The sequence below is a fragment of the Pseudomonas sp. 22085 genome, from assembly GCF_052045815.1.
GTDB lineage: Bacteria > Pseudomonadota > Gammaproteobacteria > Pseudomonadales > Pseudomonadaceae > Aquipseudomonas > Aquipseudomonas glycinae.
On the sequence record NZ_JBQEQA010000023.1, the window covers coordinates 25,161 to 38,538 of the forward strand.

Annotated in this window: 13 protein-coding genes; 7 read left to right on the forward strand and 6 right to left on the reverse strand. The window is 60.4% G+C overall.

Annotation, left to right across the window (positions count from 1 at the left end):
• Nucleotides 1-34 precede the first annotated feature (34 nt).
• The 6 genes from ACTJK7_RS24215 to ACTJK7_RS24240 are packed head-to-tail and all read left to right on the forward strand — an operon-like array spanning nt 35 to nt 5,987.
• Complete coding sequence (locus ACTJK7_RS24215) at nt 35-1,129, forward strand: ABC transporter ATP-binding protein (protein ID WP_007951489.1); 1,095 nt, start codon at nt 35-37, stop codon at nt 1,127-1,129.
• Nucleotides 1,129-2,241: an ABC transporter ATP-binding protein gene (locus ACTJK7_RS24220; protein WP_007951488.1), complete on the forward strand. Its 1,113-nt coding sequence runs from the start codon at nt 1,129-1,131 to the stop codon at nt 2,239-2,241. Before ACTJK7_RS24215 ends, ACTJK7_RS24220 begins: the two co-directional genes overlap by 1 nt.
• Nucleotides 2,238-3,104 carry a carbohydrate ABC transporter permease gene (locus ACTJK7_RS24225; RefSeq protein ID WP_007951487.1) on the forward strand — a complete coding sequence of 289 codons (867 nt, stop codon included), beginning with the start codon at nt 2,238-2,240 and terminating at the stop codon, nt 3,102-3,104. Before ACTJK7_RS24220 ends, ACTJK7_RS24225 begins: the two co-directional genes overlap by 4 nt.
• Nucleotides 3,105-3,113: 9 nt before the next feature.
• Nucleotides 3,114-3,914 (forward strand): carbohydrate ABC transporter permease, encoded by an 801-nt coding sequence (locus tag ACTJK7_RS24230; RefSeq protein WP_064380730.1) that lies wholly within the window; start codon nt 3,114-3,116, stop codon nt 3,912-3,914.
• Between the two features lie 10 nt (nt 3,915-3,924).
• On the forward strand, nt 3,925-4,197 hold the full coding sequence (locus tag ACTJK7_RS24235) for a DUF2160 domain-containing protein (RefSeq protein ID WP_039767461.1): 273 nt from the start codon (nt 3,925-3,927) through the stop codon (nt 4,195-4,197).
• 47 nt (nt 4,198-4,244) lie between these two features.
• Entirely contained in the window at nt 4,245-5,987 is a 1,743-nt protein-coding gene (locus tag ACTJK7_RS24240) for an ABC transporter substrate-binding protein (RefSeq protein WP_064380728.1), read from the forward strand.
• Nucleotides 5,988-6,030: 43 nt separating this feature from the next.
• Here ACTJK7_RS24240 and ACTJK7_RS24245 read toward each other — a convergent pair whose 3' ends face one another.
• The 6 genes from ACTJK7_RS24245 to ACTJK7_RS24270 form a co-directional block, all read right to left on the reverse strand.
• Complete coding sequence (locus ACTJK7_RS24245; protein ID WP_440780949.1) at nt 6,031-6,909, reverse strand: alpha/beta fold hydrolase; 879 nt, start codon at nt 6,907-6,909, stop codon at nt 6,031-6,033.
• The gene (locus tag ACTJK7_RS24250) at nt 6,906-7,856 is read right to left on the reverse strand and encodes a class I SAM-dependent methyltransferase (protein WP_064380725.1); all 951 of its coding nucleotides are present in this window, start codon (nt 7,854-7,856) and stop codon (nt 6,906-6,908) included. Before ACTJK7_RS24250 ends, ACTJK7_RS24245 begins: the two co-directional genes overlap by 4 nt.
• Nucleotides 7,853-9,076 (reverse strand): YcaO-like family protein, encoded by a 1,224-nt coding sequence (locus ACTJK7_RS24255; protein ID WP_108562709.1) that lies wholly within the window; start codon nt 9,074-9,076, stop codon nt 7,853-7,855. Before ACTJK7_RS24255 ends, ACTJK7_RS24250 begins: the two co-directional genes overlap by 4 nt.
• A gap of 50 nt (nt 9,077-9,126) precedes the next feature.
• Nucleotides 9,127-9,255 carry a hypothetical protein gene (locus ACTJK7_RS24260; RefSeq protein ID WP_256576142.1) on the reverse strand — a complete coding sequence of 43 codons (129 nt, stop codon included), beginning with the start codon at nt 9,253-9,255 and terminating at the stop codon, nt 9,127-9,129.
• A gap of 372 nt (nt 9,256-9,627) precedes the next feature.
• A complete protein-coding gene (locus ACTJK7_RS24265; protein WP_108562707.1) occupies nt 9,628-11,037 on the reverse strand; it encodes a heavy metal sensor histidine kinase in 1,410 nt (469 codons plus the stop codon).
• On the reverse strand, nt 11,034-11,708 hold the full coding sequence (locus ACTJK7_RS24270) for a heavy metal response regulator transcription factor (protein ID WP_007951475.1): 675 nt from the start codon (nt 11,706-11,708) through the stop codon (nt 11,034-11,036). Before ACTJK7_RS24270 ends, ACTJK7_RS24265 begins: the two co-directional genes overlap by 4 nt.
• 409 nt (nt 11,709-12,117) lie before the next feature.
• Here ACTJK7_RS24270 and ACTJK7_RS24275 point away from each other — a divergent pair, with 409 nt between their 5' ends.
• Nucleotides 12,118-13,365, forward strand: coding sequence for a TolC family protein (locus ACTJK7_RS24275; RefSeq protein ID WP_108562705.1), 1,248 nt, complete (start codon nt 12,118-12,120; stop codon nt 13,363-13,365).
• Nucleotides 13,366-13,378 lie beyond the last annotated feature (13 nt).

Consider the following 13,378-nt stretch of genomic DNA (forward strand, 5'->3'; position numbering starts at 1 on the left):
GGTCGCTTGACTCCAATAATATAAAGGCCGAGCCATGTCACTCACCCTGGAGCACGTCAGCCGCACCGTCGAGGGCCAGACCTGGATCGACGATGCGAGCCTGAAATTCGAACCTGGATCCTTCAACGTTCTGCTCGGGCGCACGCTGTCCGGCAAGACCAGTCTGATGCGCCTGATGGCCGGTCTGGACAAGCCCGACAGCGGCCGCATCCTGATGAACGGCGTCGACGTCACCCAGCGCCCGGTGCGTCTGCGCAACGTGTCGATGGTCTATCAGCAGTTCATCAATTATCCGACCATGACGGTGTTCGAGAACATCGCCTCGCCGCTGCGCCAGGCCGGGATCTCCAACGAGCAGATCCAGAGCAAGGTGCAGGAAACCGCGAAGATGCTGCGCATCGAGAAATTCCTGAAGCGCTATCCGCTGGAACTGTCCGGCGGCCAGCAGCAGCGCACCGCGATGGCGCGGGCGCTGGTCAAGGATGCCGAGCTGATTCTGTTCGACGAGCCGCTGGTCAACCTCGACTACAAACTGCGCGAAGAACTGCGCCAGGAAATGCGCGAGCTGTTCAAGGCGCGCCACACCATCGCCATCTACGCCACCACCGAACCCAACGAAGCGCTGGCGCTGGGCGGCACTACGACCATTCTGCACGAGGGCCGGGTGATCCAGAGTGGCCCGTCGACCGAGGTCTATCACCAGCCGCAAACGGTGCTGGCCGCCGAATTGTTCTCCGAGCCGCCGATCAACCTGATGCCGGGGCGCATCGCCGGCAACGAAGTGAGTTTCGCCAACTTCGTGCACTTTCCGTTGAACGTCGATCTGCGACCGGTGGGCGAGGGCGAGTTCCGTTTTGGCGTGCGCCCGAGCCACATCTCGCTGGTGCCGAGCAACGACGACGACCTGGAACTGGCGGTGACCGTCGAGGTGGCCGAGATCAGCGGTTCGGAAACCTTCCTCCACGTGCGCAACGAGCATTTCCTGCTGGTGCTGCATCTGCCGGGGGTTCACGAATACGACGTCGATGCGCCGATCCGCATCTATATCCCGACCCATAAACTGTTTGTGTTCGATGCGCAGGGCCGTCTGGTGCAGGCACCGGGCCGGCGTGTCGCGAGGGTTGCCTGATGGCCGAAATCCGTTTGCAGCACCTCGCCCACAGCTACAGCAAAACCCCGAGCGGGCCCGAGGATTACGCGATCCGCGAGATGGACCACATCTGGGAGCAGGGCGGCGCCTATGCCTTGCTCGGTCCGTCGGGCTGCGGCAAGTCGACCTTGCTCAACATCATTTCCGGCCTGCTCAGTCCTTCCCAGGGCCATGTGCTGTTTGACGGCAAAGCGGTCAACGACCTGACCCCGGAGAAGCGCAACATCGCGCAGGTGTTCCAGTTCCCGGTGGTGTACGACACCATGACCGTGTTCGACAACCTGGCCTTTCCTTTGAGAAATCAGGGCCTGGCCGAGGCGAAAGTGCACAGCAAGGTGCAGGAAATCGCCGAAGTCCTCGACCTGCAAAACCTGCTGAGCAAAAAGGCGCGCAACCTCACCGCCGACGAAAAACAGAAAGTCTCCATGGGCCGTGGCCTGGTGCGCGATGACGTCTCGGCGATCCTGTTCGACGAGCCGCTGACGGTGATCGACCCGCACCTGAAATGGAAACTGCGGCGCAAGCTCAAGCAGATCCACGAGCAGTTCAACATCACCATGGTCTACGTCACTCACGATCAGCTGGAGGCCTCTACCTTCGCCGACAAGATCGCGGTGATGTACGGCGGCCAGATCGTCCAGTTCGGCACGCCACGGGAATTGTTCGAGCGGCCGAGCCACACCTTTGTCGGCTACTTCATCGGCAGCCCGGGGATGAACCTGATCGAAGTGCAACCGCAACCGGGCGGGGTCGGTTTCAACTCGACCCATCTGCCGCTGTCGGACGGCTTGCAGCGCCATATCGAACACGGCCAGTGGAAAAATCTGAAGGTCGGCATCCGTCCCGAGTTCATCCATGTGTGGGACGAGCCGTTTGATGATGCGATGCAGGCACGGGTCGTACACGTCGAGGACCTCGGCACCTACAAGATCATGACCCTGGATCTGGACGGCGCACCGCTGAAAGTGCGTCTTGCCGAGGACAAACCGGTGCCGCAGGGCACGGCCTACATCAGTTTTCCGGCGCAGTGGCTGATGGTCTATGCCGACGAATTTCTGCTGGATGCCACCGACAGCGAGGTACAGCCATGAACAAGGTGCAGAACAACAAGGCCTGGTGGCTGGTGTTGCCGGTGTTCCTGCTGGTGGCCTTCAGTGCGGTGATCCCGATGATGACTGTGGTCAACTATTCGGTGCAGGACATCTTCGACCAGTCCAGCCGCTACTTCGTCGGTGCAGACTGGTACAAGCAGGTGCTGCTCGATCCGCGTCTGCACGACTCGTTGCTGCGCCAGTTCATCTACTCGGCCTGTGTGCTGCTGATCGAAATCCCCCTCGGCATCGCCATTGCGCTGACCATGCCGACCAAGGGCCGCTGGTCGTCGGTGGTGCTGATCGTGCTGGCGATCCCGCTGCTGATTCCATGGAACGTGGTCGGCACCATCTGGCAGATTTTCGGCCGTGCCGACATCGGCCTATTGGGTTCGAGCCTCAACGCCATGGGCATCAGCTACAACTACGCGGCCAATACCATGGACGCCTGGGTCACCGTGCTGGTGATGGACGTCTGGCACTGGACTTCGCTGGTGGCGCTGCTGTGTTTCTCCGGCCTGCGGGCGATTCCCGATGTGTATTACCAGGCCGCGCGCATCGACCGGGCCTCGGCCTGGGCCGTGTTCCGCCATATTCAGTTGCCCAAGTTGAAGAGCGTGCTGCTGATCGCGGTGATGCTGCGCTTCATGGACAGCTTCATGATCTACACCGAGCCGTTCGTGCTCACCGGCGGCGGGCCGGGTAACTCGACGACCTTCCTGAGTCAGACCCTGACCCAGATGGCCGTAGGCCAATTCGACCTGGGGCCGGCGGCGGCATTCTCGCTGGTGTACTTCCTGATCATCCTGCTGGTGTCCTGGCTGTTCTACACCGCCATGACCCACAACGATGCCAACCGCTGAGGCCCGGCCATGAGCAAAAGAAAGCTGATTCCCCTGCTGCTCTACATCCTGTTCCTGCTGGTGCCGATCTACTGGCTGCTGAACATGTCGTTCAAGAGCAACACCGAAATCCTCGGCGGGCTGACCCTTTTCCCACAGGATTTCACGCTGGCGAACTACAAGGTGATCTTCACCGACCCGAGCTGGTACACCGGCTATATCAACTCGCTGTATTACGTCAGTCTGAACACGGTGATTTCCCTGAGCGTGGCACTGCCGGCGGCCTACGCGTTTTCGCGCTACCGCTTTCTTGGCGACAAGCACCTGTTCTTCTGGCTGCTGACCAACCGCATGGCGCCGCCAGCGGTATTCCTGCTGCCGTTCTTCCAGCTGTATTCGTCGATCGGCCTGTTCGACACCCATATCGCCGTGGCGCTGGCGCACTGCCTGTTCAACGTGCCGCTGGCGGTGTGGATCCTCGAAGGTTTCATGTCCGGGGTGCCGAAGGAAATCGACGAAACCGCCTACATCGACGGCTACAGTTTTCCCAAGTTCTTCGTGAAGATCTTCATACCGCTGATCGGCTCCGGCATCGGTGTGACGGCGTTTTTCTGCTTTATGTTTTCCTGGGTCGAACTGCTGCTGGCGCGCACGCTGACTTCGGTGAACGCCAAACCGATCGCGGCGGTGATGACGCGCACGGTGTCGGCGTCCGGCATTGACTGGGGCGTACTGGCGGCGGCGGGGGTGTTGACTATTCTCCCCGGCATGCTGGTGATCTGGTTCGTTCGCAACCACGTGGCCAAGGGCTTTGCCCTGGGCCGGGTCTGAGGAACTGATGATGGAATGGATGAGCTGGACCGTCCCGACGGCGGCGTTTTTCATCGTGATCGGGTTGATCCTGGTGGGCATGACCACCTGGGAACTGCGCTCGCCGAGCATCTTGCGGCGAGGGTTTCTGCCGATTGCCACCACCCGTGGCGATCGCTTGTTCATCGGTCTTCTCGGCAGCGCCTACCTGCATCTGCTGGTAATCGGCGTGACCGACTGGAGCATCTGGGTAGCGTCCGCGTTGTCCCTGGTGTGGCTGTTGGCTGTGATGCGTTGGGGCTAGTCGAATCGCTCGGCAATCGTGCTCCGAAAACCTAACAGGAGGTCTCTATGTTCGATAAGAAAAATAAGCTGCGACATAGCATTTCATTGGCAGCCATGCTGGCACTCAGCGGTTTGAGCGCGTCCGCCTGGGCCGACGCCTACGAAGATGCCGCAAAAAAATGGATCGGCAGCGAGTTCAAACCGTCGACCCTGACGGCAGATCAGCAGCTCGAAGAACTGAAGTGGTTCATCAAGGCGGCCGAGCCGTTTCGCGGGATGGACATCAAGGTCGTCTCGGAAACCCTGACCACCCACGAATATGAATCCAAGGTGCTGGCCAAGGCCTTCAGCGAAATCACCGGGATCAAGCTGACCCACGACCTGCTGCAGGAAGGCGACGTCGTGGAAAAAATGCAGACGGTGATGCAGTCGGACAAGAACATCTACGACGGCTGGGTCAATGACTCGGACCTGATCGGTACGCACTTTCGCTACGGCAAGACCGAATCGATCACCGACCTGATGGCCAACGAAGGCAAGAACTTCACTTCGCCGACCCTCGACATCAAGGATTTCATCGGCATCTCCTTTACCACCGCGCCGGACGGCAAGATCTATCAATTGCCCGACCAGCAGTTCGCCAACCTGTACTGGTTTCGCGCCGACTGGTTCGAACGCGCCGACCTGAAAGCCAAGTTCAAGGAAAAGTACGGCTATGAACTGGGCGTACCGGTGAACTGGTCGGCCTATGAAGACATTGCCAAGTTCTTCAGCGAAGACGTCAAGGAAATCGACGGCAAACGCATCTACGGGCACATGGACTACGGCAAGAAAGACCCGTCCCTGGGCTGGCGCTTCACTGATGCCTGGTTCTCCATGGCCGGTGGCGGCGACAAGGGCATTCCCAACGGCTTGCCGGTGGACGAGTGGGGGATTCGCGTCGAGGATTGCCACCCGGTCGGCTCCAGCGTGACCCGCGGCGGCGACACCAACGGCCCGGCGGCGGTGTTCGCCACCACCAAATATGTCGACTGGCTGAAGAAGTACGCGCCACCGGAAGCGGCGGGCATGACCTTCTCCGAGTCCGGCCCGGTGCCGTCCCAGGGCAACATCGCCCAGCAGATCTTCTGGTACACGGCCTTCACCGCCGACATGACCAAACCGGGCCTGCCGGTGGTCAACGCCGACGGCACGCCGAAATGGCGCATGGCGCCGTCGCCACGCGGACCGTATTGGGAAGAGGGGATGAAACTCGGTTATCAGGACGTGGGCTCGTGGACCTTCATGAAATCCACGCCTGAGAAACAGAAACTCGCGGCCTGGCTGTACGCGCAGTTCGTGACCTCGAAAACCGTTTCGTTGAAGAAAACCATCGTCGGCCTGACGCCGATTCGTGAATCGGACATCAACTCGCAAGCGATGACCGACCTGGCGCCGAAACTCGGTGGTCTGGTCGAGTTCTACCGCAGCCCGGCCCGTGTGCAGTGGACCCCGACCGGCACCAACGTGCCGGATTATCCACGCTTGGCACAGCTGTGGTGGAGCCACATCGCCGAGGCCGCCAGCGGCGAGAAGACCCCGCAACAGGCCCTCGACGGTCTGGCCAAGGATCAGGACGCGATCATGACCCGTCTGGAACGCTCCAAGGCCCAAGCGGTGTGCGCACCGAAAATGAACCCCGAGCGCGACGCGCAATACTGGTTCGACCAGCCGGGCGCACCAAAACCGAAACTGGCCAACGAGAAGCCGAAAGGCGAAACCGTTAGCTACAACGAACTGCTCAAGTCGTGGGAGGCGGCACGCAAATAAGGTTTTTTGTGGGACGGAACGGCACCTTCGGGTGCCGTTTTTTTTAGCCTTCGATTTCACGTTTCACCGCCTGACGCACTGCTTTGAGGATCGCATTTTCAAAGGCGTTGTGCCCGGCATGCAGCAGCCGGCAGTGGATGTTCATGCGTTGCCTGAGCCAGCGCACGCTGGCCATGCCATGGGTGTCGCGGATGCCCTGGATCAGCAGGGTGTTGTCGTCGAGGGTCAGGTATTCGTCCTTTGGTGTGAAGAAATAGTTTTGCAGGTGGTATTGCAGTTCGAGGCGGATCGCGAGCACCGCTTCCTGATCGACGAAACGCTCCAGGGTGTCGGGGCAAATGGTCTGTCCTGTGCGACGTAGAACAGCGTTCAACCATTCGATGGCGGCGCGGTGCTGCTGCGATGGACAGCCTTCGCCGAGGATCCGGTAGATGTCCCTGGCCTGTTGGCCGGGCGACATTTGAGGTGACTGCGCCAACCCGTCATTGAGCGCCTGATCGTATGCCCGGACGTTGGCGGCAAACGGCACGAACACCGAAACCAGTGTGCTTTTCAGCACGTGCTGCGGGTAGCGCTGTTGGTACTGAACTGCCAGCCAGCTGCCCCATGACACGCCCAGCACACTGATTTTTTCGAAGCCGAAATGCTGGCGCAGGGCATCGATGTCTTCGACACACAGCCCGGTAGTGTTGTCCCGCAGCTCGCCGTAAGGCGTCGAGCGCCCGCAACCCCGTTGGTCGAACAGGATGATGTCGAACCGGCCCGGGTCGAAAAATTGCAGATGGTGACGACTGATTCGTCCGCCAGGGCCGCCATGGAGGAAAAACACGGGTTCGTGTCCCGGAGCACCATGTCGTTCCCAATAGAGTTGATGGCCGTCGCCGGTCGGGTAATAACCTCGGCTGTGCAGGGAAAAACTCATGGCGCCGAAACCGTCAGACGATAGAACTGGAACAGCTCGACCTGCCCCGGCCGCGCCGCGACACTGGATTCAAGTTTCAGGTGGTGGATGGAGGCAAGCCAGGTGACCGGAATCAGCACCGGGGTGTGACCGAAGACGAGGATCGTACCGCCGGGCTTGATGCAGCGGATCAGTGACTCGAATGCGGTTTGGGCCTCACGACGGGTCAAGACTTCGGCGTTGAGGAAACGCAGGATCAAGACATCGCAGCGAATCCCGGAATCGAAAGCTTCACTCGCCTCCAGCACATCGAACTCGACGGATGTCCCGCTGTGCCAGCGCTTGGCGTGTTCGATCATCGAGGCCGAACGATCACTGCCCAGGCACAGACAGTCGGGCAGGGCGCGGGCGAGGTGGGCAATGAACGCGCCGGTCGAACAGGCCGGGTCGTAAATCAGCGCGCCTTTTTCAGTGATGGCCTGGAGCAGCCCGGCGCAGTATTCGCGCAAGTGCTGCTCGTCAGTGTTCAGCTGTTCGGCCAGTGATGCGTTGCATTGCCAGAAGTCTGCCGGACAGACCGCTTCCCTGCCTGTCTCATCCAGCAGTGGAAAGGGAAACAGGATCTCGCTGTCAGCCTGATGCAAGGCGTGCTCGAAGAACTGCGCTTTGTCTGCGGGGGAAGCGGTCCGATAGCCGATCGACAACCCGTCATCACCCCACAATGAATGCAGATGCGGGCCAAACAACATGCCGGGTTTGAGCGCGCTGCCGGTCTGCCATCGGAAATGCCGGTCACGTTGCAGGAGCTTGCGGCCAACCCAGAGTTCATCGTTCACCCGCAGAAAAAAAATGTGATGCAGTCCGCTGCCTCGCGGTTCGAAGTAGTGGCCAACAGCGCCGTTCTCGTTGAGGTAAAGGCGCATGGATCGGGCCAGTGTCAGCTCCCGGTTGCGATCGGGTCGGTTCATGGGGCGGGCCTCTCCAGCGTACGGCCCCGGGCTTGCGGGACGACCACGTTACCGCTGGAGACCACGAAGAAGCGTTCCAGTCCGGGGATCACCACGTTGAGCAGGGTCGTGCCGAGCTCGGCTCGCTGCAGGACGGCGGCACCCAGCGTACGGCCATGAATCCGCAGGTCTTGAATCAGCAAGTGCAGTTGATTGTCCACCGACAGGTCTTTAGCGGAATCCGGCAGTTTCACCTCGTGTTGAACGCAGCGATGCAGCAGCGTCTGCGGATCGAACTGCGCACAGCGCAGCAGGCGCGGGAAGGGCCGCAGGTTGCGCAGCGCATTGGCCAGTGTCTGGCGGTACTCAGGTTCGGTGGCACTCAGTTGCAACTGCACCAGTTCAGTGAGCGCCCGCCACGCAGCATGCCGCGGGTCGAGAGAGCTGCCGCTGCCAAATACCTGTGGGTTAGAGCCCGGCTTCGTGGTGAAGGCCAGAAAGGTCCGCACCTTGAACTCGGTACTGATATCCACCAGCACGATTTCGCCGTCGATTTCCTGTTCGGCATCGGTCCATAGACGACCGAGTTCGTCCTTTTCCGTGAGACGTGCCACCCGGCGCAGTGGCGGATGGTTCTGATAGTAGAAATGGTTGAGCAGAAACAACGATACGGCGTCGCGCTCGATGCACTCGTTGGCGGCGTGCAGCAGCGCTTCGTTGTAAGTGGCGCCAATCGCGGTGCCGCTGTTGCTGGCGTAGCGCTGTACGGCGCGGCAGTCCGCCATGCCCTGTGACGAGGGCAAACGTGAGCCGTTCGGCGAAGTCAGCGCCACCGGATAGGAAAACCGGTCATGCCACGGCGGACAGACATAGGTCCGGCAACTGATGCGCACGTTCTGCTGGCACGTGAGCCTTTGCAGAAGCGAGTCATCGGCAAACATCGGCGTGTCTTTGAAATAGCGTTCAGTCTCTTCGTGAACATCGCAGGTGCAGAGCTTATCCGTCCAATAGTGCTCGAGCGCTTCATAAAGCGCGCCCAGGTGCGCCTGATCTGCATAGCCCTTGCCAAAGCCGCGGGCATGGCGGTTGTCGCTGCCCTGAAGACTCGCCTGGACGGCAACCACTTTGCTGCCTAGGGTGCGGGTGTGCGGTGTGAGCCCCAGGCGTGAAATTTCGGTATGAATACGCCGTTCTGCCTGATCGGCCGTGAGCTCTCGCTCGACCAACGTTGTCTTGTCCATGATTCCCTTCCCGCAAAGCCCGCGAGGGCGCAAGGCCCCCGCGGGGTCTGTCACTCGGCGTTGAGTTCCGCCCGTTCTTCTTCGGTCAGTTGCAGGGCTTCGATCTGCTCTGCCGAGGGTGCTTCCTGCTCTTCAAGTTCATCGATCTGGTTGGCATTCCAGCTGCCCATGTAGCCCATGATGTTGCTCCTTGGTTGTCGTTTGGGAGTGCTGTGGCAAGCACGAGCCGAATCTAAAAGGGCGGTGACGGCGGGGTCAAAAATGTCCGGACGTTTCCAGTCGCGGCTTTCAGCGGTATCGAAATACGTACTGATAAAGCGTGAATTGACGCCGCGAGGACGTGTTTCTGAGGGGCCGCACTGCGTTGCAACGGGCGAGCCACGCGAAAGGAATCAGCGGTTTGAGGCGTTCTGTCTTCTGCCGCTGTCAGACATTTCAGCGCAGGGACGACGCAAATTCGTGCTGAAGGATTTACGGGGATGGATGCAGCACTTGTGCGGCGATTTTTCCCATGAGGTTTGAGAAAACACCGCACAAATCGGCTTGAAGGTTCAGTGCCGTTCCGGGTGCGTCACGGGAAACACCAGACTGAATATCGTCATCGCCCCCGGTCGGCTTTGAACCTGCGCAGAGCCTTGATGCAAGGTCATGATCGAGTGCACGATGGCCAGTCCCAGACCGGTACTGCCCTGTGACCGGGTGCGGCTGCTGTCGACCCGGTAAAAACGGTCGAACAGATACGGCAGGTGCTGCGCTTCGATGCCCGCACCGGGATTGCTCACCCGCAATGACACCTCGTTCGGCGCCTGTTCGATGAACAGCGAAACGGTCTTGCCGGACGGGCAGTGGCGCAGGGCATTGGACAGCAGATTGGAAATCGCTCGCTGAATCATCAGCCGGTCCCCCGACACCTGCGCGCTGCCGATGATCTTCAGATCGATCTGTTTGTCCTGTGCCGTCAGGGAAAACAGATCCACCACCCTGGACGCCTCTTGCTCCAGCGCAATCGGTTCGAACGAGGCGTGCGCCGCAGGCTGGCGGGCCTGGGCCAGGAACAGCATGTCCGAGACAATCCGCGCGACCCGCTCCAGCTCTTCAGTGCAGGACACCAGAACGTTGGTGTATTCCTCGACCGAGCGCTCGCGCGACAGCGTCACCTGGGCCTTGCCCATCAGGTTGTTGATCGGCGTGCGCAGTTCGTGGGCCAGGTCATCGGAGAACTGCGACAACTGCTGCACGCCGCTGTCCAGTCGATCGAGCATGACGTTGATGCCCTGCGCCAGTTCGCTGAGTTCCTGGGGCATGTTCAGCACCGACAACCGGTGATCGAGATCCTGCGTCGTCACTCGCGCCGCCACTTTGCGAAACTCGCGCAACGGTGCCAGCCCTCGCTGCACGGCGCCCCAAGCGGTCAGGCCGATAAATACCAGCAGCAACGGTAAAGCCATCAACGTCGAGCGCAAATAAGCACTGAGCAAGGCCTGATCGTGGGCGTTATCCATCGACAGCAGCACCGGTACGTTGCTGCCGTCCTTGAGGCGAATCAGCTTGGAGACGGTGAGAAACTTCGCACCTTCGGCATCGGCGCTGTCGGTGTGGGTCAACTGATCGGTCGTCGCCCGTACTGCCTTCAGTTCAACCCGTGGATCGGTCAGGCCCGAGCCGGATTTGAGCAGCGGAGTGCGCAGGTTGTTCAGGTCATAAATGGTCAGCGTCAGGTTGTCGTGCCCCATGACCTGATCGAGCAGAATGTGCGGTTTGGCGCTGATCTCGCCGGTGTCGAAGTACAGCGTCAGGCTGTGCTCGACCTGTTCCAGCTTCTTTTCCAGGCTGTCGCGCGATAGCGCGTTCAGCTCGTGGGTCAGGGCGAAATACGCGAGGATCGCCAGGAACACCACCAGCAGCGCGCCGAGAATGCTGACCGTCAGACCCAGCCGCAGCGACAGGCTTGCCGGCTTCATTCCCGCGCCTCCAGCACATAGCCGACGCCGCGCAGGGTGTGGATCAGTTTGCTGTCGAACGGGTCGTCGATCTTCGCCCGCAAGCGACGGATCGAAACTTCGACCACGTTGGTGTCGCAGTCGAAATTCATGTCCCACACCAGCGAGATGATCTGGGTGCGGGTCAGCACTTCGCCGGACTGGCGCATCAGCAGGTGCAGCAGGGCGAACTCCTTGGTGGTCAGGTCGATGCGCTGGGTGCCGCGAAAGGCCCGGTGACGGCCCGGATCAAGTTCCAGATCGGCGACCTTGAGCACCTGTGGCACCGGGATGTTTTCACTGCGCCGCATCAACGTACGCACCCGCGCCAGCAATTCCGGAAACTCGAACGGCTTGACCAGATAATCATCGGCGCCCAGATCCAGACCCCGGATCTTGTCCGCCAGCCGCCCGCGTGCGGTGAGCATCATCACCCGGGTGGAGTGAGTGCGACGCAGTTGTTCCAGCACGCTCCAGCCGTCGAGTTCCGGCAGGTTCACATCGAGGATGATCAGGTCATAAACCTGTTGTTGCGCCAGGTGCAAACCATCCGCGCCATTGACCGCGTGATCAACGATATAACCACTTTCGGTCAGGCCCTGATGCAAGTATTCGGCAGCTTTAAGCTCGTCCTCGACGACAAGGATTCGCATGATGTTTCACCACTTTTAATGAATGGGTATTTAACTAAGTGAGTCTGGAAGTTGCAGTTTTTTGTAGGGGCTTCCTGACCGAATTTGTAACTGAGTGGCGTGCACGGTAAAGGCTGTAGTGGCTACAGAGTCAACGCCTGAGCCCTTTAAATCGGCCATTCGCGACAGCCTGTCGCAGTGGAATGGCGCATTTTTCACGACTTTCATTTCGGCAAGTGCTGTTCGGCGGATAACTAATGTGCATTTGTTTCTATCTATTGCAACAAGCTCATTCGAACTTCGAATCCTAGAGCAAAACAACTTCGATAAACCGTGGATAACGGATTTGTAATGTTCACGTCACCTTGTCGATAAGTTCAAAACCCTACCGTGGCGCCATCAACGATTTTTGATTGAAGGAAGCCTTCCATTGCCCGGTTTAATTGAACTGACGGCGCGATCACGCCTGAAAAAAACCGCCAGCGGCCTGTTGTTGCTGGCTTGTACCAGCCTTGCCAGCGCATCGACTTTGACGCTGGATCAGGCGTTGCAAACCGCCTTCGCCAGCAACCCGGAGCTGGCCGCCGCGCAGTGGGAAATCGGCATTGCCGACGGTGACCGCAAGCAGGCCGGGCTGATCCCCAACCCCGAGGTGTCGTGGGAGGCCGAAGACACCCGGCGTGAATCACGCACCACCACGGTGATGCTCAGCCAGCCGATCGAGCTGGGCGGCAAGCGTGGTGCGCGGATTGATGTGGCGAGTCGTGCGCAGGATGCCGCCGGCATCGAACTGGAGCGCAAGCGCAACGCGCTGCGCGCCGACGTGCTTCAAGCGTTCAACGGCGCGCAGACCGCGCAGCAACGTTTGCAACTGGCCCGGCAGTCGCTGCGACTCGCCGAGCACGGTTTGCGTGTGGCGCAGGGGCGGATCGAGGCGGGCAAGTCGTCGCCGGTGGAAGGCACGCGGGCGCAAGTGCAGCTTTCGGAAGTGCGCCTGGAATTGAGCCGCGCCGAGCGTGATCAGGCCAATGCGTACCAGCAATTGGCCCAGGTCATGGGCGCACCGTTGCCGACGTCGACCACGGTGCAGACCGCAACTCAAAGTCTGTCCAGCGTACCGCCGTCCACCCGTTTGCTTGAGCGTCTGAACGAAACAGCGGAGCTGCGGCTGGCCAGGTTGCAGATCGACCAGCGGGAAGCGTCGCTGGGGCTGGAAAAGTCCCAGCGGATTCCCGACCTCACCGTCAGCATCGGCAGCCAGTACAGCGAAACCGAGCGCGAGCGGGTCAACGTGGTCGGGCTGTCGATGCCGATTCCGCTGTTCAACCGCAATCAGGGCAACGTGCTGGCGGCGGCGCGGCGTACCGATCAGGCGCGGGACCTGCGCAACGCCACCGAACTGCGCTTGCGCACGGAAATCCAGACCACGCTGGCGCAATGGCAGACCGCCAACGGCGAAATCCAGGCGTTCGACCGGACCATCCTGCCCGCCGCGCAAAGTGCGGTGGACAGCGCCACCCGCGGTTTCGAAATGGGCAAGTTCGGCTTCCTCGACGTGCTCGATGCTCAGCGCACATTGATCGCCGCTCGCAGCCAATACATCCAGGCGGTGAGCGAGGCGACCGACGCCCGGGTCCGCATCGAACGCATCTTCGGCGACCTCAGCGCCAACCCTTGAATTTCAACGTTCT